10 protein-coding genes are annotated in these 21,386 nt (G+C 35.4%); all 10 read left to right on the forward strand.

The window, feature by feature from the left end; genetic code table 11:
• Position 1: 1 nt before the first annotated feature.
• Positions 2 to 1,492 (forward strand): sulfatase, encoded by a 1,491-nt coding sequence (locus PW52_RS01940; RefSeq protein ID WP_044631213.1) that lies wholly within the window; start codon positions 2 to 4, stop codon positions 1,490 to 1,492.
• Positions 1,493 to 1,502: 10 nt separating this feature from the next.
• Positions 1,503 to 3,074 carry a glycoside hydrolase family protein gene (locus tag PW52_RS01945; protein WP_052823322.1) on the forward strand — a complete coding sequence of 524 codons (1,572 nt, stop codon included), beginning with the start codon at positions 1,503 to 1,505 and terminating at the stop codon, positions 3,072 to 3,074.
• Between the two features lie 38 nt (positions 3,075 to 3,112).
• Positions 3,113 to 4,558, forward strand: coding sequence for a sulfatase family protein (locus tag PW52_RS01950; protein ID WP_082050803.1), 1,446 nt, complete (start codon positions 3,113 to 3,115; stop codon positions 4,556 to 4,558).
• Between the two features lie 84 nt (positions 4,559 to 4,642).
• A complete protein-coding gene (locus PW52_RS01955; RefSeq protein WP_044631214.1) occupies positions 4,643 to 6,283 on the forward strand; it encodes a right-handed parallel beta-helix repeat-containing protein in 1,641 nt (546 codons plus the stop codon).
• Positions 6,284 to 6,482: 199 nt separating this feature from the next.
• Positions 6,483 to 7,955, forward strand: coding sequence for an arylsulfatase (locus tag PW52_RS01960; protein WP_044631215.1), 1,473 nt, complete (start codon positions 6,483 to 6,485; stop codon positions 7,953 to 7,955).
• A gap of 70 nt (positions 7,956 to 8,025) precedes the next feature.
• Entirely contained in the window at positions 8,026 to 9,579 is a 1,554-nt protein-coding gene (locus tag PW52_RS01965) for a glycoside hydrolase (RefSeq protein ID WP_165586742.1), read from the forward strand.
• Between the two features lie 43 nt (positions 9,580 to 9,622).
• Entirely contained in the window at positions 9,623 to 12,817 is a 3,195-nt protein-coding gene (locus PW52_RS01970; RefSeq protein ID WP_044631217.1) for a glycoside hydrolase family 2 TIM barrel-domain containing protein, read from the forward strand.
• Positions 12,818 to 12,887: 70 nt separating this feature from the next.
• The gene (locus PW52_RS01975) at positions 12,888 to 15,935 is read left to right on the forward strand and encodes a glycoside hydrolase family 2 TIM barrel-domain containing protein (protein WP_044631218.1); all 3,048 of its coding nucleotides are present in this window, start codon (positions 12,888 to 12,890) and stop codon (positions 15,933 to 15,935) included.
• A gap of 490 nt (positions 15,936 to 16,425) precedes the next feature.
• On the forward strand, positions 16,426 to 20,034 hold the full coding sequence (locus tag PW52_RS01980) for a DUF1592 domain-containing protein (RefSeq protein ID WP_044631219.1): 3,609 nt from the start codon (positions 16,426 to 16,428) through the stop codon (positions 20,032 to 20,034).
• Positions 20,034 to 21,380, forward strand: coding sequence for a DUF1552 domain-containing protein (locus PW52_RS01985; protein WP_044631220.1), 1,347 nt, complete (start codon positions 20,034 to 20,036; stop codon positions 21,378 to 21,380). Before PW52_RS01980 ends, PW52_RS01985 begins: the two co-directional genes overlap by 1 nt.
• The last annotated feature ends 6 nt before the right edge of the window (positions 21,381 to 21,386 follow it).

The raw sequence follows: 21,386 nt of genomic DNA on the forward strand, positions 1-21,386 counted from the left end.
AATGAAAATTAAAGACATATATATTGTTTTATTAGTAGCAGGGTTAAACATTGCTTGCGCACAAGAAAAAAAGCCCAACATCATTTTTATTATGGCCGACGATTTGGGTTGGCAAGATGTAGGATTTATGGGAAGCCAATGGTTTGAAACGCCAAATTTAGATGCTTTAGCTAAAGAAAGTCTTGTGTTTACAGATGCTTACATGTACCCAACTTGTTCACCTTCTAGAACAGCTTTGTTAACAGGAAAGCAGTCTTTTAGAACGGGTGTTTACAATGTGCCCGTATTAGAAAAAGGAGATGCAGAACACAACATTTTTTCACGTTGGACAGTAGGTTTAGAACACATCATGTATGCACAACCACTTAAAGAAGCAGGTTATAAATCCATTCACTTGGGAAAATGGCATGTGGTAGGTCCAAATCCAAAGGAAGAAACAAATTACCCGTTTAAAAAGCCTTTAAAACAACCTGCTAACGGAAGTCTAAAATGGTTACAAGAACATCAATCTGCAGAAATTCAACAATACTATTCAATTGGAAAAGGTTTTGATGAAAATGTTGGAGGTACGTGGTGGGGCGATCCTGCGCGTGGCTATGAAAAAGGGTATAAAGCAGAGAGTGGTGGTTACAAAGCACCGTTTAAAAATCCGTTTATAAAAGATAAAAAAGAAGATGAATGGTTAACTGATAGATTAACAGATGATGCTATCGATTTTATCAAAAGAAATAAAAACGAAGCCTTTTTCGTGAATTTACATTACTATGCACCACATCGGCCAACGGTACCAAGAAACAACGAGCAATATCAAAAGTTTTTAAACAAAACACCAGATGCAGTTACAGGACAAGGAGAAAAACGTTTGGAAGAAATTGCTGGTTACGCTACGATGATTGCTTCGATTGATGAAAACGTAAAACGTATTTTCGATTATTTAGATGAACAAGGTTTACGAGAAAATACCATGGTTATTTTTACTTCCGATAACGGGTTTAACGGTTTACAAAGTAATACAAATAGTTTAAGAGGAGCTAAAGGAACTATTTACGAAGGTGGCATTCGAGTGCCTGCTTTTGTGAATTGGACAGGTAAAATAAAGGCTGGAATTTCAGAAACCCCTATTTGCGGAATGGATTATTTTCCAACATTTCTGGACTTAGCAAACATAAAAGATTACAACGGCGTGTTAGATGGAACTTCTATTGTTCCGTTGTTAAATAACGATTCCTTTAAAGAAAGAGCTTTGTTCTGGCATTTGGCAAGCACTTATAAAAATCCGCCTTGTTCTATTGTTAGAAAAGGAAAATGGAAACTTATTCAGTTTTTAAACGATGGAAAATTGGAGTTGTATAATCTTAAAGACGATTTAAAAGAAACTGAAAATTTAGTTTCGGAAGAAAAAGAAGTCATAAAAGAGTTGTTGTCAGAATTAACATCTTGGAGAAAAGATAACAAGGTGCCGCTTCCGCCAGCATCGGTATTAAATTTTTAAAAATAAAAACATGAAAATAAGAATAACATATTTATTGGGAATAGCATTTTTTGCAATCATAGTGTCTTGTAAAGAGAAACAACAGGAATCAACTTCTACAAACTGGATAATCGATTCGCAACAAGACTGGCAAAATAGTATTAATCAACTTAATAACGTCGAAATTAAAAATGGCAATTTAGAGCCTACGTCTAAAACAGCAAGTTTTAAAACCATTTTTAAAAAGTTTAGTAAAAAACAAACTTTAAAAGCTGTTACGTTTTCACAATCAAACGAATGGCTTAATTGGCAGCCAGTACAAAATATTGGACCTACTAATTTAGCCGACGCGCCAGTAGCCTTACAATTGGGTTCGGGTAATTATTGGATGTTTGGCAGGTATAATAAAAGTAAAAAACAAAATGGTTTTCAGTCGAAAGATACTGTTTTAGAAGGGTTTGATGTTAAATTGAAAACCACACCGTTTAAAAATCAGTTTGATGCTCCTGGAGGATTAAAACCAAGTTTAGGAGGTTATCATGCGTGGCAAAGTACCGATATGGTAAATTGGGTGCATCACGGGCCGGTTTCAGAAGAATTTTCAAAATGGGTTACTACTGCAGAATATGTCGATGGGAAACTGTATTTGTATTACGATTTTCCAAACGATCAGGATCCACATCTTTATATCGATGATAATTTAACCGATGGCATTCCTGGAAAAAATATGGGCATGGTGTTTAACGATGTTACACATGGTTCCGATTGTGCGGTAATTCGCGATTTAGAAGGGAATTTTCATTTAATAGTTGAAGATTGGTCGCCTATAAATGCATCTACCCATGCCTGGGATTCGCCTTTAGCAGTTCATGCGGTAAGTAAAACTGGTACTGGCGATTTTAAAGTTTTAAATCCGCCGGTTGATGAGCGAACAAACCCTACAGGAAAAATGGCAAAATATGTCCATCCGCATTGGCATAAAGAAGCTCCAGAGCGCTTTCCTGCAAAAGTAGCCGATGAAGATGTGCCACAGCATCGCGTAAAAAAAGGACAAAAGAGGGCTTATGGTAAATATGAAATTCATTCACCAGAGCAAAATGCCTATGGAGATTGGGCTTCTATTTCCATTGGCGGCCAATATTATTTATTCGCAGATTTCGATCCGGCAAACGGCCATGGAAGAAAAGATATGAGTGTAGCTTGGTTTACTTCAAGTGATATTAATAAACCCTTTGAGTTTTGTGGAAACATTGGTCAAGGGCATCCAGATCCTGATATTATGTTTGCCGAAGGAAAATTTTATTTGGTAACTCAAATGAATACCGATTACATAAGCAACGGGCCCTGGGTAGAAACTGTTGAGGTTCGGGTAGGAGTAGACACCAACAATAATGGTGAAGTTGATACTTGGAGCGAATGGCAACAGGTTAAAGAGCAATACAATTATATTAAAGATTTTGCGAAACAGGTAGAGCGCATTCCGGCGTCTTTTAATGTTTCAAATTTGCCAGAAGGTTATGGGTTTCAGTTGGAAGTGAAAATCTCTAATGCTTCGAAAAATAAGTCAAAACCAGTGTTAGATGAAATTGCGATTACTTATTAATAGTAATCTTTTCTGTAAAAAATGAAATTCAAAATAAAATGAAAAATAGTTTTCAAATTATGTTCTTCGCTGTTTTCATGTTTAGTATGTTGTTATACGGAAACACAAGCACAACCCAAAAAACATTTGCAGATACCACAAATACAAAGGAGAAACCGCCAAATATTATTTTAATAATGGCCGATGACCTCGGTTTTGGTGATGTTGGTTTTAACGAAAACAAAGAGGTTCTCACACCTCAAATGGATTATATGGCTAAAAAAGGTATCACATTCACCAACTTTTATGCTGCAGCACCCTTATGTTCTCCAACAAGAGCTAGTGTGCTTACAGGAAGAGATCCGTTTAGACAAGGTATTTTTGCAGCGCATACCGAAGGCATGCGACCAGCTGAGAAAACTATTCCTGAACTTTTAAAAGTAGAAGGATATTCTACTGGGTTTTTTGGTAAATGGCATTTAGGATGGTTGGAGCCAGATAAAGTGGAGTCCCGAGGTAAATATTCACCACCATGGCATCATGGATACGATGAAACTTTTGCCACTAAAAGTGCTGTGCCAACTTGGGATCCGACAAAAACACCGAAGGGTTGGACAAGTTGGGGCTCTCAAGAAGATGGTTCTTGGGGAGGTTCTATCTATATAAGAAATGGTGAACCTGTAACCGATAACTTAGAAGGTGATGATAGCCGTATTATTATGGATCGTGCCATTCCTTTTATCGAAAATTCTATAAATAAGCAACAATCATTTTTTGCTACCATTTGGTTTCATACACCACATGAACCTGTTGTAGCTGGTCCAGAATATTTGGCAAAATACCCTAATTTACCTTTAGGTAAACAACATTATTATGGTAGTATTACCGCAATGGACGACCAAATAGGCCGGTTAAAAGATTTTTTAAAAGCGCAAGACGTTCTTGAAAACACTATAATTTTCTTTTGTAGCGATAATGGTCCTGCAGATCCACAGGTTAGAAAAGGTAACGCTTCGGCAAAACCTTTTAAAGGGCACAAGCATCAAATGTGGGAAGGTGGATTGCGTGTGCCATCATTCGTGTATTGGCCAGGAAAAATCACAGATGGAAAAATTTCCCATTATCAATCTTCAACAAACGATTATTTGCCGACCATTTTAGATATTCTTGGTGTTACGCTAAATAAAAAACATGTGTTAGATGGGGTAAGTCTAAAACCAATCATTTTTAGCGATCAAAATTTAGAAAGATTAATTCCAATAGCATCAGGTTATAAGCGATTGTATAACGGCACCGAATTGTATGCCTTTGTAAAAGGGCGATACAAAATTTGTATTCCAGAAAAAGGTGATAAGATGATGCTTTTCGATTTAAAGAATGATCCTGGAGAAACCAATAATTTAGCTGCAGAAAAAACAGAATTATTAAATAGCATGATAGCCGAATTAGAGGAACTTAAAATATCTTGGAAACAAAGTAGAGAGGGTAAAGATTATAAGTGGTAGTTAACATTGATTGTCCTTTTGTAATTTTAGTTAGTACTTTTTTTAAAAACATTATGCAGTGAAATACTAAAACTTTTTTGAATAATGAAAATGATAAAAAATATACTTAGTATCATAGTTTTGTCCAGTGCATTTCTGTCTGCTCAAACCACCTATTTTGTTGATGATGTTATTGGAGATGATGTTAATAATGGAATTCAAAAAAATACCCCGTTTAAAAGTATTACTAGAATAAATCAACTAATTCTAAAACCAGGAGATTCTGTTCTTTTTAGGCGTGGCGGTAAATGGGTTGGTAATTTATCCCCAAAAGGTAGTGGTTCCAAAAATAAGCACATTGTTTTAGGTGCCTACGGTAATGGGGCTGCACCAGTTTTAAATGCAAACGGTATAATTTCAGAAGGTGAAAATACGTCGTACACCATCAAGCTTTTTAATCAAGAATATATTGAAATAAGAGATTTACAAATTCGGAATTTTAATTCGCATGAATCACCACGAAAATTAGTTTTAAAATATAATGATGCTTATGTAAATACACCTAAAATGGGTATTTATATTCAAGGTGAAGATTGCGGAACACTAAATGATATATACTTAACCAATCTAGAAATTTGTTTTGTAAATGGAGATATGAGTACCAAAAATAATGGAGGTGTTTTTGTGGAAATCACATGGAATAAAGAGGTTTCAAAACGTGTAAAATCAAATTTTAATGGCTTGTATACCGAAGGTTGTTATATACACGATGTAGACAGAACTGGTTGGTCTAATAGATCGGTTTGGGACCGTCGTTCTTTACATAGCACGTGGGGCGAAACTTTAGCCAATGGAGAAAAACACAATTGGTATCCAAGTGAAAATATTTTTTTCAGAAATAATAAATTTGAAAAAGCAGGTGCCAATGCGCTTATTGTTCGTGTTGCAAAAGCACCATTAATAGAATATAATTTGTTTACTCATAACGGTATTAAAGGAAGCGGCAATGCCTCTTTCCCATTTAATTGTGATGGGGCTCGTTTTCAGTATAACGAGGCATGTTATACCTATTATAACACAGCGGACGATAGTTGGGACGGAAAAAAAGATGTAGATGCTGGAGGTTTTGATAGCGATTGGAATTGCAAAAACACCGTAATTCAATACAATTACAGTCATCACAATGGTCATGGTGGAGTTTTAATTTGTTGTAATGGTGCTAATAAAACCAGTTTTAATGATGGTACACTTATTCGTTATAATGTTTTTGAAAACAATTCACATCATATTATCAGGAACTCCGGAACAACAACGAATACGCAAATTTATAACAACACTTTTTTTGCAGGAAAGGAACAAGATTCTGTGCAATTAGTGTATCATAAAAACTGGAATGGCTATCCAAAAAACACCTTTTATGCAAACAATATTTTTTATTCTTTAGGCGAAGGCAATCATTTTGAGTTCACCAAGAGTAAAGACTTTACATTTATAGCCAATACTTATTTTGGAGATATAAAGTATTCACCAAGCGATTCTAAAAAGCAAATAGGTAATCCGCTTTTTAAAAATGCGATGCCTAGTCGATTACATTGGAAATCGTATTTAAGATTTCTTTTAAAAAAACATTCACCAGAAATAAATACAGGTATTTGGTTAGAAAACCATGTAAAGGAAGATTTTTTAGGTAGTCCAATACATGGAAAACCAGACCGCGGTGCTTTCGAAAGTGATTTTGCCAATTAAAAATTGGACTAGGAAATTGTCTTATCGAAATAAAGTATGTCTTGAATTGATAAAAAATGACGCAATAATAACTTGATTACAACTAGTAGGTACTAGTAGGTTATTGTTTATTTATTTATATTTGAAGAATATTTTTTATTACGTAAACAAGGTGAAGAAATTGTATAAATGCAACCTAGTAATTAAATTTTAATAAACTATGAAACCAGTAGGGAAAATTTTATTAATTAATATTTTGATTTTCTGTGTGTTATCTTGCGGAAAAGGAGCAGGTAAAGCAGGTGCTTTGATTGCTGCTAACAACGAAAATAGTACCAAACCCAACATCATTTACATCTTGGCAGACGATTTGGGTTACGGCGATTTAAGCTGCTATGGGCAAGATAAATTCAATACCCCAAATATCGATAAGTTAGCATCACAAGGCATGTTGTTTACGCAGCATTATTCTGGTAGCACCGTTTGTGCACCATCACGTTCGGCATTGCTTACGGGTATGCACACGGGGCACACGGCTATTCGTGGTAACCGCGAAATTAAACCCGAAGGTCAGCATCCTATTCCAGATAGCACTTTTACATTAGCCGAACAACTAAAATTAGCAGGTTATGTTACTGGGGCATTTGGTAAATGGGGCTTAGGTTTTCCTGGTTCAGAGGGCGATCCAACCAAACAGGGTTTCGATGTGTTTTATGGATATAATTGCCAACGCTTAGGTCACCATTATTATCCTTACCATTTATGGAGTAATAACGATTCTATTGTTTTAACAGGGAATGCAGGACATAAAAAACAGCAGTATGGACCACAATTAGTGCATGAAAAATCTATGGAATTTTTAGAAAAGCATAAAGACACCACCTTTTTTATGTACGTGCCAACTATAATTCCTCATGCCGAATTAATTGCTCCAGATTCCATAATGGATAAATACCGAGGAAAATATCTTCCTGAAAAAGAATTTAAAGGTACCGACGGAGGCCCTAAATACAGAAAAGGTGGCTACGAATCGCAAAAAGAATCGCATGCTGCATTTGCTGCTATGATTGAAGTTATGGATAACCACGTTGGAGAAATCATGACAAAATTGGAGGAACTTGGTATTGATGATAACACTATCGTGGTGTTTACTTCAGATAATGGTCCGCACAAAGAAGGTGGCGCCGACCCAGAATATTTTAATAGTAATGGCCCGCTAAAAGGTTTTAAGCGTGACTTGTACGAGGGTGGTATTCGTGTACCTATGATTGCAAAATGGCCTGGTAAAATAAAACCTGGTAGTAAAACCGATTTAGTTTCGGCTTTTTGGGATGTTTTTCCAACTTTTTCGGAAGTCGCAGGAATGCCAGTTGCCGAAAATTTAGATGGAATTTCATTTTTACCCACATTATTAAATGAAAACGAAAATCAAAAACAACACGATTATTTGTATTGGGAATTTCACGAACGAGGTGGCCGACAAGCCATAAGACAAGGGAATTGGAAAGCTGTAAAATACAACGTATTAAAAAATCCAAATGCAGCTATTCAATTGTACGATTTGTCAAAAGATGTTGAGGAAGTTAACAATGTGGCCAAACAATATCCCGAAATTGTTAAAAAAATGGAAGCGATTTTTAAGGAAGCCAGAACACCTTCAAAAGTGTTTGCCTTTAATCAAGTGTCATTTTAATTAGGGTTAATTAATAATAAAAATGATCAAGTTTTTTTATTCTTTATTTATCATTATTAGTGTTTTTTCATTGGGAATCGCACAGGAAAACGCGACCAATTTATGGGATGGTAATAATGATGAATTTGGGAAAAAAAATCTGGTTCAAGTTAAAATTGATACTTCTAAAACTTATCAAACCATTTATGATTTTGGAGCATCCGATGCTTGGTCTACTCAGTTTGTTGGGAAAAATTGGCCAGAAACTTCTAAAAAACAGATTGTGGATTTACTTTTTAGTAAAGCATTAAAAAAAGACGGTAGTCCAAAAGGAATAGCTCTTAGCGCTTGGCGATTTAATATTGGTGCAGGCAGTTTAGAGCAAGGAAAGGCCAGTGGTATTAAAAACCAATGGCGACGTACGGAGGGTTTTTTAGATTTGGTTGGTAATTACAATTGGAATGCGCAATCCGGACAAGTTTGGTTTTTAAAACAGGTGCAAAAAATGGGAGTAAATAGCTTTGTAGGGTTTGTAAATAGTCCGCCTGTGTATTTAACGCGAAACCATAAAGCTTTTTCAGCAGATGGGTTATCAGCTAATATTAGTAGTGAAAATTATTCAAAATACGCTCATTTTCTTATCAAGGTTATTCAAGGCATAAAAGAATATGCAGGTGTTAACCTAAATTATATTAGTCCGTTTAACGAACCGCAATGGAAATGGCAATGCTGCAATCAAGAAGGATCGCCGTGGAATAATGATGAAATAGCGGCAATGACCAAAATATTAAACGATTCATTAAATAAAAATGATTTGGAAACTAAAATAGAGCTTACCGAAGCAGGACAAATCAATTATTTATATAATAATTTTAAGGATGAAAATAGAGGAGACCAAATCCATAATTTTTTTAATCCGTCATCAATAAATTATCTAGGCAATTTAAGTCATGTAGCCAAAAAAGTGGTAGGGCATAGTTATTTTAGTACTTGGCCTACCGAGCGGTTAATAAAAACTAGAAAATTATTGGCTCAAAAAATTCAAGAAACCAATACAGCGCTCGAATACGGGATGAGTGAATATACCTTGCTTGAAAATAATGAAGAAATTAAAGGCAAAGGTCGTGATTTAGGAATTACTCCGGCGTTGTATATGGCTAGAGTATTGCATGCCGATTTAACTATTGCTAATGCAACGTTTTGGCATTGGTGGTTAGCGGTTAGCCCGTACAACTATAAAGATGGTTTAATTTACATCGATAAGAATAAAAATGGAGGTGAGATTTTCGAATCTAAATTGTTATGGGCATTGGGGCATTATTCAAGATTTATTGAATCTGGAATGATTAGGATTGGTGCAGATTACGCTTCAGAAGTGCCAGAACAGGAAAAAATTAATGGTTTGTTGTGTTCTGCTTATCAATCTAAATCTAGAGATAAAATGGTTTTGGTATTTACTAATCAGTTAAATGAAGACAAAGTAGTTGCCCTTTCAGGAATGCCCAAGTCGTTTAAAAAAATGAAGCTGTATTTAACAACAAAATCGCCACAAGATAATTTAAGATTTATAAAAGAAATCTCAACTAAAAACACCTTTTTAATGCCCAGGAAATCATTGATAACCTGTGTTATAGAAAGTGATTAAAACCTAAATAAGAAGCCAATATATTAAACTAAATAAACATAAAATGAATAAATTAATCTTTTCGCTGTTGTTTGTTAATCTGGTTGTATTTGCCGGAATAGCCCAAGAAAAACCAACCTATTTAGCCGAAAAATGGGAAAATCCCGAATGGGAAAACCCTGAAATTTTTCAAATTAATAGGGAAGCACCTACGGCATCGTTTTACCGATATACCAATGTTGGCGATGCTTTAAAAAACGATTCTTGGAACCAATCAGAATTGTACAAATCATTAAACGGTATTTGGCATTTTTATTATGCAGATAGTATGTCTGCACGTCCAACAGATTTTTATAAAAACGAATTTAGCCTAAAAGGATGGGATAAAATAGACGTGCCATCGAACTGGGAAATGCAAGGTTTTGGTATGCCGGTGTATACCAATAGGCATTATATGTTTCCTGCAAATCCGCCATTTATACCACATAATATTAACAATGTAGGAAGTTATAAAAGAGATTTCGAAATACCAGAAAACTGGAGTGCTAAGGATATTTATTTGCATTTTGCAGGAGTAAGCGGCGCCACTTACGTTTGGGTAAACGGTGAGTTTATTGGTTATAACGAAGGCAGTAAAACACCAGCCGAATTTAAAATAACAGATGTTGTAAAACCAGGAAAAAATACGGTTGCATTGCAAGTATTGCGTTGGTCGGACTCTAGTTATATGGAAGATCAGGATTTTTGGCGATTAAGCGGTATAGAGCGTGATGTGTACGTGTATGCTGCAAATAAAGTTACGCTTCGTGATTTTAGAGTAGTTTCCGATTTACAAAACGATTACTCCGATGGTGTTTTTAATGCCAAATTGCAAATTGATAACAATTCAAAAAGAACGACAGGCAGAACGATTGAATTGAAATTAATGGATGGTGAAAATGAGGTGTATACAGTCGCGAAAGATATCAAATTAAACAAAGGTAAAAATGAAGTTGAATTTTCTAAAGTAGTTGAAAATGTAAAAACCTGGAACGCAGAACAGCCCAATTTGTACACTTTGTTAATCGATTTAAAGGATAGTAAAGGAACAACTATTGAAGCGACCTCTATAAAAGTAGGATTTAGAAATATTAAAATTGAAAACAATCAGTTTTTAATTAACGGTAAACCGGTTTTGTTAAAAGGAGCTAACCTGCACGATCATAGCGATACGGAAGGGCACACAGTTTCTGAAGCTTTAACTCTACTCGATTTGCAAGTTATGAAGCAAAACAATCTCAATGCTATTCGTTGCAGTCACTACCCGAAAGATCCCCATTTTTATAGAATGTGCGATAAATATGGGTTTTATGTTATAGACGAAGCGAACATTGAAACCCACGGTTTAGGTACCACGAACCAAGGTTTAGATAAAAATTTTAAAGCGCAAAAAATTCATCCGGCGTATTTGCCAGAATGGAAAGAAATGCACCTCGACCGAACGGTGAGAATGTACGAACGCGATAAAAACTTTCCGTGTATTGTAACTTGGTCTTTAGGAAATGAGGCCGGAAATGGCGAAAATTTCTTTGCAACTTATAAATGGTTAAAGGCGCAAGATGCCACTCGACCAACACAGTACGAAGGCGCAACTAATTACGCGAATACAGATATTCAAGCACCTATGTATTGGACAATAGAGCGCATGATAAAATATGCCGAAAATAATCCAACAAGACCACTTATTCAATGCGAATACGCTCATGCCATGGGGAATAGTGTCGGTAATTTACAAAAGTACTGGGATGTTATAGAGCAGTACGACATTATGCAAGGTGGCTTTATTTGGGATTGGGTAGACCAAGGTGTTTTAACAAAAAACGATAAGGGCGAAGCATATTGGGCTTATGGTGGCGATTTAGGCGGATACGATTTACAAAACGATAAAAACTTTTGCTTAAATGGTATTGTAAATCCAGACAGAACGCCGCATCCTGCATTGTTTGAAGTTAAAAAAGTATATCAGTATATTAAATTTAAGGCTTCAGATTTAAGCAAAGGTGAAATTGAAATTACCAATAAATATGATTTTACAAATTTAAAAACGTATCAATTTACTTGGTCGTTATTGAAAAATGGCGAGGAAATATCTAATGGTAAATTACCAAGCATAAACCTTGAACCTTATCAATCGACAAAAGTAAATATCGATTTACCTGAGTTATTAAATCAAAATGCCGAATATCATTTAAATATTTATGCGCTAAATCAAATTGAAACCAATTTAATGCCAAAAAATCACGTGGTAGCATTCGAGCAGTTTCAGTTAAAGCCATCAATTTTTAATGCTGAAGTCCTTCCGTCTAAGGATAAAATAGAAGTGTCTTTTAGTGGTGAAATTGCAACTATTTCAAATGAAAATTTTCAACTTAAATTAAATAAATCAACCGGAAAAATAACAGCCTTAAATTATGGCAACGGTAATGTGTTAGTTGAAGGTGTTGCGCCTAATTTTTGGCGACCAGTAACCGATAATGATTTTGGTGCGAAATCACCAGAAAAATTAGCAGCTTGGAAAAAAGCAACCGATAATCATCCTTTGGCTCAAGTAAAAATAATTAATGGAACAAAAGAAATTTCAAAATCTAAAAAAGTTAAGGTCGCTGTTCAAGTTGAAACTATTTTCGATTTATCGTCTGTTAACGGGCAAGTAGCGATACTTTATAATATTCAGCCTTCAGGTGAAATTATTGTAACCAATAAGTTGAAAGGCATAAATGCCGATTTACCACATTTACCAAGGTTTGGAGATAATTTTATTATTAAAAACGATTACGATAACGTAACGTGGTTTGGTCGTGGCCCATTTGAAAATTATAATGATAGAAATACCGCAGCCTTAGTTGGGCATTACGAAGCTAAAGTCGAAGATTTGTATTTTCCGTATATCCGTCCGCAAGAAAACGGTTATAAAACCGATGTGCGTTGGGTGAGTTTTACAAACAATCAAGGTTATGGTATTAAAATTGAAGGGTTGCAGTTGCTTGGGTTTAGTGCACACCATCAATACAACAGTGATTTTGATGCCGGTAAAGAAAAACAGCAACGCCACACAACCGATATTGTAAAACGCGATTTTGTAAACATAAATATCGATTACGAACAAACAGGAATTGGTGGTGACAACAGTTGGAGCGTTAAAGCTTTGGCTCATGAAGAATTTCGAGTGAAGGCTAAAGAGATGTCTTACGCTTATAAAATAAAGCCTGTTAAAAACTAAAGAGAGGTTTAGGGGAAAACTAAAATATGGTCGAAAAAACAGCACACTAATTTTAAACGGATTCACTTCAATGCCTTATAAATTACTAATTGCACTTTGCGTACTAGTTAGCGCTGTACCGAAGTATGCCTTTTCGCAAAGAGAAACTATTAATTTTGATTCAGATTGGAAATTTATTCAAGAAGATATTTCTGGTGCTCAAGCGAGCGGTTTTAATGATGATTCTTGGCGAACTTTAAATTTACCTCACGACTGGAGTATTGAGGGCGAATATAGCGAAAACCATCCCATGGGTGCGCAATGTGGATATTTACCCGCTGGCATTGGGTGGTACCGAAAAACCATAAAAGTGCCCGAAACCTGGAAAGGAAAACACATTGAATTAGCTTTTGATGGTGTTTTTATGAATAGTATCGTTTGGGCCAATGGTGAAAAATTAGGTTTTCGACCTTATGGTTGGATATCTTTTGGTTATGATATTAGCGAAATTGCTCAAAAATCAGAAACTATAACTTTTGCAGTTCGGGTAGATAATGAAAAACAACCATCGGCACGTTGGTATACTGGCAGTGGTATTTATGCACATACTTGGATACAGGTTAAAAACAAAACTCATATTGCAAAAAACAGCACTTTTATAAAAACAAAAGGCAATCAGGTTTTTGTAAATGGTGAGTTGTACGATAAAACTAAAAAGCTCAAAAATGCTGTTTTAAAAATTTCTGTTATCGATAAAAATGGGGAAACTGTAGCTAGCACTAAAACTAAAGTACAACTTAAAAAGTCCACCAAATATCAACAAGAATTAATTATTAAAAACCCAAATAAATGGTCGCCGCAAACACCATATTTGTATACTTTAAAAACCGAATGGGTTAGTAAAAAAAGTGTGCTGGATGTTGAACAAATTAAATTTGGAGTTCGAGATATAGAGTGGAAACCAGAAACGGGCATGTGGTTAAACGGTGAAAACGTAAAACTTCAAGGCGTTTGTAATCATCAAGATGCTGGGGCTTTAGGAGCAGCGGTTCCCGATAAAATTATTCGTTTTAGAATTCAGCAGTTAAAAAATATGGGAGTAAATGCTATTCGAACAGCACATAACCCACAAACACCACAATTTTACAATATTTGTGATGAATTGGGAATGCTGGTGATGGATGAAATTTTCGATGGCTGGAAGAAAAAAGCTAAAAATGATTATGGCGCACATTACTTTAATACCTGGTGGAAACAAGATTTAACTGACTGGATTAAACGCGACAGGAATCATCCATCAATAGTAATTTACAGTGTAGGCAACGAAACTGGAGGAGCAATAGGAAAACAGTTAGTTGAAACATGTCATTTATTAGATCCGACAAGACCAGTAACCTCGGGGCATTCTGGTTCTGAGTTTATGGATGTTTTGGGTGTTAATGGAAGTAGTGAAAAACAAGGTTTTTTAGAAAAACTTGAAGAGAAACAACAAGGAAAGGTGTTTATTGGAACCGAAAACACGCATACATGGCAAGTGCGTGGGTATTATAGAACAAAAACATGGTTTCGAGATGGGTTTCCTAACAAAAATCAAAGACCTTACGAGTTGCCAGATTTAACTAAAAACGAAGTGTTTACTCACGATTGGGTTGATGCTTCAAAAAGAAAAAACCGAAAGCAAATTTTTAATTCTAGTTACGATAATGCCACAGTTAGGGTGTCTTCTCGATTAAATATTGCGCAACTTAGAGACATTCCTGCCTATGCGGGCTCATTCCGATGGACAGGTTATGACTATATTGGAGAAGCTGGCTACGTTCACGGCGGTTGGCCATTCAAAGCCTTTATGGGTGGCGCGATAGATTTGGCAAATTTCGAAAAAGATTTGTATTATCTCTATCAAAGTCAATGGACTTCAAAGCCAATGGTTCATGTACTACCGCACTGGACACATCCAAAAGTGCCGCTAGGTACAGAAATTCCGGTTTGGGTTTATTCCAACTGCGATGAAGTCGAGCTGTTTTTTAATGAAACGTCTCTCGGAAAGCTTAAACCAGGTAAAACATGGAATAGCATGCAATGCCAATGGATGGTAAAATGGCAACCAGGAACCTTAAAGGCGGTTGGGTATAAAAATGGGAAGGCTGTTAGTGAATCTATTGTAAAAACTGCCAATCGGCCATCAAAAATTAAGTTATCCGTTGATGGAGAACCGTTTCAGAATAAAGCAAATGATATGGTTCAAGTGCGTGTAACTACTACAGATGAAGATGGCACCATGTATCCTTACGGAGAAAACAGAACATATTTTAATGTTTTAGGACATGGAAAAATTAAAGCTTTAGACAATGGAAGCCCTATTGATGTTGAATCTCATGTTGGTCCAAATCACCGTAAGGCTTTTTATGGTTTAACTCGCGCTTATATTGAAAGTACAGATGCTTACGGTAGTATTAATATTTTGGCTAGTTGTATTCTTGGTGAAAAAAAACTAATCACCTCAAATTTGATAAGTATCAATTCGCAAATTTTAAATTTAAGAGGAGAACCAATCCAACCGAAAATCGAAATTTTCTATACTTTAAATGGAGAAACGCCAACAACTAACGCGATTCCGTATACAGGAAGTTTTAAAATAGATTTAGAAACTACAGTTAAAGCTTTAATTGTTTTAAACGGTAAACCTATTCAGGTTTTAGAAGAAAAATTTGGACGAAATGAAGGTTTTACTTGGAATGCATCAACCGTCAACGAAAGTTCAACAGGCGAGCAGGCAGAAAACGCTACCATTGTTAAAGGCATAATTCAAAATAAAATTAAGGGTTTTAATGGCTCTGGTTATGTTACTTTAAACGAAAAAGGAGCAGCAATTTCTTGGTATCTAGAAAACGATGGCGCAGAAGGTGTAGTTGATTTATCGATTAGGTATAAGGCTTCAAAAAATGATACTACGTTTATAAAAGTAACGGCAAATAATAAAATTGTTGAGGAAAAATTACAGCTAGGAAATCATTTAAATAAAGCTGATGATTGGTATATTATTACTATCCCTATACAACTAAATCGAGGAGCGAATAATGTTGAGTTGAAAGTGCTTTCTGACAAAATGATTCTAATTGATGAAATTGAAATAAAATAGGTGAATTCAATCTTTTTATTCTATTCAGCAAAAGATAAAAAGATAATATGGTTATTATAATCGGCCTTGTTGTAAGTGTTGTAAGCAAATAAAGTATTATATTTTGTAAAATTTGTAGTTGATTGGCATCATATTTTATAACATATTTGTTACAAACCATTTTACCACCATTTCGAAAATAATTTCGAATAAAACCAACAAACTAAACCAATGGAAAATCAAACTATTCCCTGCAAGACTTAATTGCTCAAGTTAATACTTTAAAAATATATTTTTTTATTAGATAGAGTAATCTAAAGTTTCCAAAAAAATCACCTTTATAGCAATAGCATGAGGTGCATTATATATTGAAACTTTTAGTTTACCTGTAAAAGGAAGTATGAAAGTAATTTGGTAATGAATTATATGTCCATGTTTCTGAGTAATAAAACCATATGAATTAGGTTTTTCTTTAATAAAATTGTTTTCACTATAAGCCGAATAAAACTAAATGAAAAAAACATTAAAAATAGCAGTTATTATCACAGTCATTTTACTGGTATTGGTACTTGTGCCTTTGTCTGGAAATGGCGATAATAATTTTCTTTTCTTTTTAGGACGATTTCATCCTTTAATATTGCATTTGCCTATAGGCGCACTAGTCGTTTTGTTTTTCATGGAAATTATTAATGCCAAACAACCAGAATTACATTTAGATGCAGCATGTAATATTCTACTTTGGTTTTCGGTTTTAAGTTTTATTCCAACAGTAATATTTGGTTTGCTTTTAGCTTCTAGCGGGAATTATAATGATGATGCGCTTAGCAAGCATCAATGGTTAGGTTGGTTTACGGCCGTAATTTGCGTTTGGTTGTTGGTTTTACGTCGTAAAAAGTCGACTAAAAACGTCAGTAAAATTTATAAAGTGGCATTGTTTGTAAATGTTGTACTGTTGTCGCTTGCGGGACATTTTGGAGGTAATTTAACACATGGTTCTAATTATTTAACCAAGTACATGCCACAGCCCTTAAAATCGGTTTTAGGTGTTAATGATGCAGAAAATTATTTAGCCATAAAAGGCATAGATTCAACTTCCGAAGATGCTATTTATTTTAAAAACAATGTAAAACCAGTCATGGAAAAACATTGTTATAGTTGCCATGGCGAAGAAAAGGAAAAAGGCGGTGTGCGTATAGATGTGTTACATTGGGACATGGTAAATGGACCTGATGCCGAAGGGTGGCATTCTGCCTTAGATATGATAAATTCTGGAGAAATGCCTCCAGAAGATAAGCCGCAATTAACCACCGAAGAACGCCGTTTGGTAGTCGATTGGATGACCGAAAATTTAGAACACGCGGCTATTGCAAAACAAACCGAGAATAAAGGTGTAATGCGTCGTTTAACCAAAAAACAATACACCAATTCATTAAATGAATTATTGGGTGTGCATGTTAATTTTGGTGATGTATTGCCAGACGATGGAAAATCGAAAATGGGTTTTACCAACAACGGTAATATTTTACAAACCTCAGCATTGCACATCGATTATTATCAAAAAATTGCAAGAGAAGCACTAGATAAAGCCATTTTTTTTGGCGAAAAGCCAGAAGCTAAACGTTATAAAGTTACTATTGGTAAAAATAGTAGCGCTGGTAAAGTTGGTGCCGAGTATGGCGGCTATCAAACAGCATCTGTAAATAACACCGATTTTTTAATTGATATTTTAGATGAATACGGCAAACCTATTCAAGGTAATTCTAAAGCTGAAAAAGATTCAATAAAAGCAACCAAAAACAAAATAGGATTAGGAATGCGCGGTTCGGCAAGTAACCGTTACAGTGTTGTAAAAGAAGGGATGCTTTTAAACGCTGCGTTACCTGCTACAGAAAAAGCTCCAAAATCGTGGCAAGGGCCATCTCCAAATTTAAAATTGTTGGTAAAAGAAGATTTTCCAAGAACGGGCGATTTTGTGTTTAGGGTAGAAGCTTCTCGTGGTTATTTTTTAGCTTCCACCGAAAAATTAATCGATTTACGTGAAAATAAACCAGCAAAAGCCTCGACGGAAGCTATTCATATTTCAGCTAAAAAAATTAAAAGACCAAAAGGATTAATAAAAAATAAAACCTATTTAATGCCAGATAATGTAGCCGATAATGTGCGAGCAAACTTCTCGTACGTTATTCCAAAATCTGGGTTTTATCAAATAGATTTAGTGCATCCGTATGCTTCAGATGATGCTATGCCGTCTTATCAAATTAGTTTGTTGGGTAAAAAGAAGGCTGGCCGCATTAGTAAACGTTTGTACATGGATGAAGCTTTAGCTAGCGAAAAACAAGTGGTAACACCAGTAACTTTGGCGTATTTATCCGAAGGAAAACATACCGGATATATTGGTGGTAAGTTTTTTGTAGGTTTTAGCGATATTGTAATTACGCCTTTACAAGAAAACGATCCATTGCCTAAAATGCTAGCGGCAGAAGCGAAACAAAACAGCTTAAAATATGAAGCTGTAAATCCATCAATTCAAGCCTTTGCAGGTACAAGAACAGACGATGGGATGGATTATAAAATTTTTGATAAATGTGTTGATGTTACTGCACCTTTTGGTAAAACCCAAACTTTTGAATTTAAAGGCCGATTAGAAAATTTACCAATTCCATTGGCAGGAAACCAAGTAAGTGGCGATTTAGCAAACATGCTTACGGTAGGTCTTTGGAATAATCATTTAGTTAAAGAAAATAGCCAAACAGGACCGCCGTTACTCATAAAATCTATTGAGTTTGAAGCGCCTTATCATCCGGTTTGGCCACCAGAAAGTCATACTAATATATTTTTCGATTCACCAAATAAAGAAAATAAAGCAGTTTACACGAAGGAAGTGCTAAATCGTTTTATGGAAAAAGCGTTTAGGCGATCGGTAAAGCCTGAAGAATTAAAGCGTTACTTCGATTTTTGGAATAGTATAAAAAATGATTTCGATCGTTATGAAGATGGCGTAAAGGAAGTTTTAGTAGCCGTGTTATGTTCACCAAACTTTATTTATTTGTTCGAACCAGAGCCAAAGGAAGATGAAGATCCGGTTGAAGATGAGTTTTATTTGGCGTCTCAACTATCGTATTTTCTTTGGAATTCTCCACCAGACGAAACTTTAACACGTTTAGCTGCAGAAGGCGATTTACACGACGACATTGGCGAGCAAATTGAGCGTATGGTAAACGACTCGAAAATCACTAAAATGATAGAGGCTTTTACTTACGAATGGTTACGTTTAGATAGGCATCAAGCCATGGATACCGACATTAAAAAATATGACGATTATACGCGATTTGTTAAGCAGGATATGGCAAACGAAACTTATGAGTTTATGCATCATGTTTTAAAAAACAACATGAGTATTTTAAATTTTATAGATTCCGACTTTGCTATGCTAAACCAAAATTTAGCCGAATTTTATGGTATCGAAGGCGTAAAAGGTCATGAATTTAGACCCGTAATGTTAGCCGATAGCTTAAATCGTGGTGGTTTGTTGTCGCAGGGTGCTTTTTTAAACGGGCATTCCGATGGTGTGCAAGCGCACCCCATAAAACGTGCCGTTTGGCTTAAAGAAAAAATACTTGGCGATACACCGCCACCGCCACCACCAAATGTGCCGGAGCTTGATCCTGAAACGCCTGGTTTCGAAAATTTAACCTTAAAAGAGCAATTGTTTTTACATCGTAACAAAGCAGCTTGTTTAGATTGCCACAGAAAAATTGATCCGTATGGTGTGGTTTTCGAAAATTACGATGCTGTGGGTAGGTTTAATCTAACTGCAAAAGAAAAACCTATTGATTCGAAATCGACATTACCCGATGGCACAGAGGTAGAAGGCGTTCAAGGTATTAAAGATTATATTTTAAAATTAAAAACAGAAGATTTCACAAGGTCGTTAGTTGAGCATTTGTACGCTTATGCTTTAGGGCGCGATGTTAGTTTTGCCGACCAACAAGAAATCGATAGAATAGTGGTAGAAGTAGTTGAAGACGATTTTCGTTTTCAAACGGTAATAGAACAAATTGTTTTAAGTCCGGCCTTTTATAAAAAAGAACAAAATTGGTTTAATAAAATTTTTGGATAATGAGTAAAAAACCTTGGCATTTAGATCGACGAACCTTTTTAAAAGGTTTAGGCGTAGCATGTATGTTACCTTATTTTGAAGGTATGGCAATGAGTGGTGTTTCTAAATTTTTTGAACCAGAAAAACCTAAGCGACTTTGTTTTTTATATTTTCCTAATGGGGTTGGTTTACCTCCAGAAAATAGTGCGTATCATAAACAATGGAATTGGTTTCCGTTAGGTGGTGAAGGTAGCGACTATAAACTCACAAAATCGCTATCACCTTTAGAAAATCACCGAAGCGATATTTCAATTATGGGTGGTTTGAGTCACCCTTATAGCCGACAAGTTTTAGGCCATATTGCAGGCGATACTTGGCTTACTGGAGGCGATTTACGAGGCGAATATAAAAACAGTATTTCGGTCGATCAGGTTGCGGCAAAAAAGTTAAGTAGATACACTAGGTTTCCATCTTTATCATTATCAACCGATGGAGGCGTTGGGTATAAATCTAGAGTTTCAACCTTGTCGTTTAACGATTCTGGACGACCAATTCCTTCAGAACATCGCCAGCGCGAAATTTTCGAACGTTATTTTTCTCCAAATGGTGGAGGTTCTTCACAAGAACGAAGAAAAAGTCTGCATCAAGGCAAAAAAATAGTCGATTTGGTTTTAGAAGATAGTAAAAATCTTCAAAAGCGATTAGGTGCAAACGATAAGCAAAAGTTAGATGAATATTTAACATCTTTAAACCAAGTTGAAGCACAGGTTAAACGAAATGAAAAATGGTTAGATATTCCTTTAAAAGAATTTGATGCGAGTTTAATAAATTTAGATGTAGATCCAACGTCAGCGCCCGAAGATTATGTGCGTTCTATGATGGATTTAATGGTGTTAGGTTTTCAAACCGATGCGACTCGTGTTATTACTTATATGATGGCACGTGAAGACGGTATGGGCTTTGGTGATAATTTCCCTAAGATTGCTTTAAAACTTAAAGGGCATCATAGCATTTCACACGATAAAACTACAGGACATTGGGAAGATTGGGGGCGTTTAGACCAATGGTACGCCAAACAATTTGCTTATTTTATTGATAAAATGAAAAACACCAAAGATGAACACGGTTCTTTGTTAGATAATACGTTAATTCTTTACGGAAGCGCATGTAGTTCTACGCATAATGCGCGTAATTGTCCATTAATTTTAGCAGGTGGAAATAATTTGGGCGTAAAACATGGCGCTTATACTAAGTTTAAAGAAAAAGAAGTGCCATTATCTAACCTGTATGTTAGCATGCTTAATAAAGTAGGCGTAGCTACCGAAACGTTCTCTGATAGTACAGGGCCGTTGCCTTCAATAATATAAATATCA

Origin of the sequence: Neotamlana sedimentorum (assembly GCF_000943565.1) — a bacterium.
Classification (GTDB): domain Bacteria; phylum Bacteroidota; class Bacteroidia; order Flavobacteriales; family Flavobacteriaceae; genus Neotamlana; species Neotamlana sedimentorum.

Coding starts and splice junctions, on each gene's coding strand:
- PW52_RS01970 (WP_044631217.1), top strand. CDS start 9,623: ATGAATAAATTAATCTTTTCGCTGTTGTTTGTTAATCTGGTTGTATTT.
- PW52_RS01945 (WP_052823322.1), top strand. CDS start 1,503: ATGAAAATAAGAATAACATATTTATTGGGAATAGCATTTTTTGCAATC.
- PW52_RS01955 (WP_044631214.1), top strand. CDS start 4,643: ATGAAAATGATAAAAAATATACTTAGTATCATAGTTTTGTCCAGTGCA.
- PW52_RS01940 (WP_044631213.1), top strand. CDS start 2: ATGAAAATTAAAGACATATATATTGTTTTATTAGTAGCAGGGTTAAAC.
- PW52_RS01950 (WP_082050803.1), top strand. CDS start 3,113: ATGAAAAATAGTTTTCAAATTATGTTCTTCGCTGTTTTCATGTTTAGT.
- PW52_RS01960 (WP_044631215.1), top strand. CDS start 6,483: ATGAAACCAGTAGGGAAAATTTTATTAATTAATATTTTGATTTTCTGT.
- PW52_RS01975 (WP_044631218.1), top strand. CDS start 12,888: ATGCCTTATAAATTACTAATTGCACTTTGCGTACTAGTTAGCGCTGTA.
- PW52_RS01980 (WP_044631219.1), top strand. CDS start 16,426: ATGAAAAAAACATTAAAAATAGCAGTTATTATCACAGTCATTTTACTG.
- PW52_RS01985 (WP_044631220.1), top strand. CDS start 20,034: ATGAGTAAAAAACCTTGGCATTTAGATCGACGAACCTTTTTAAAAGGT.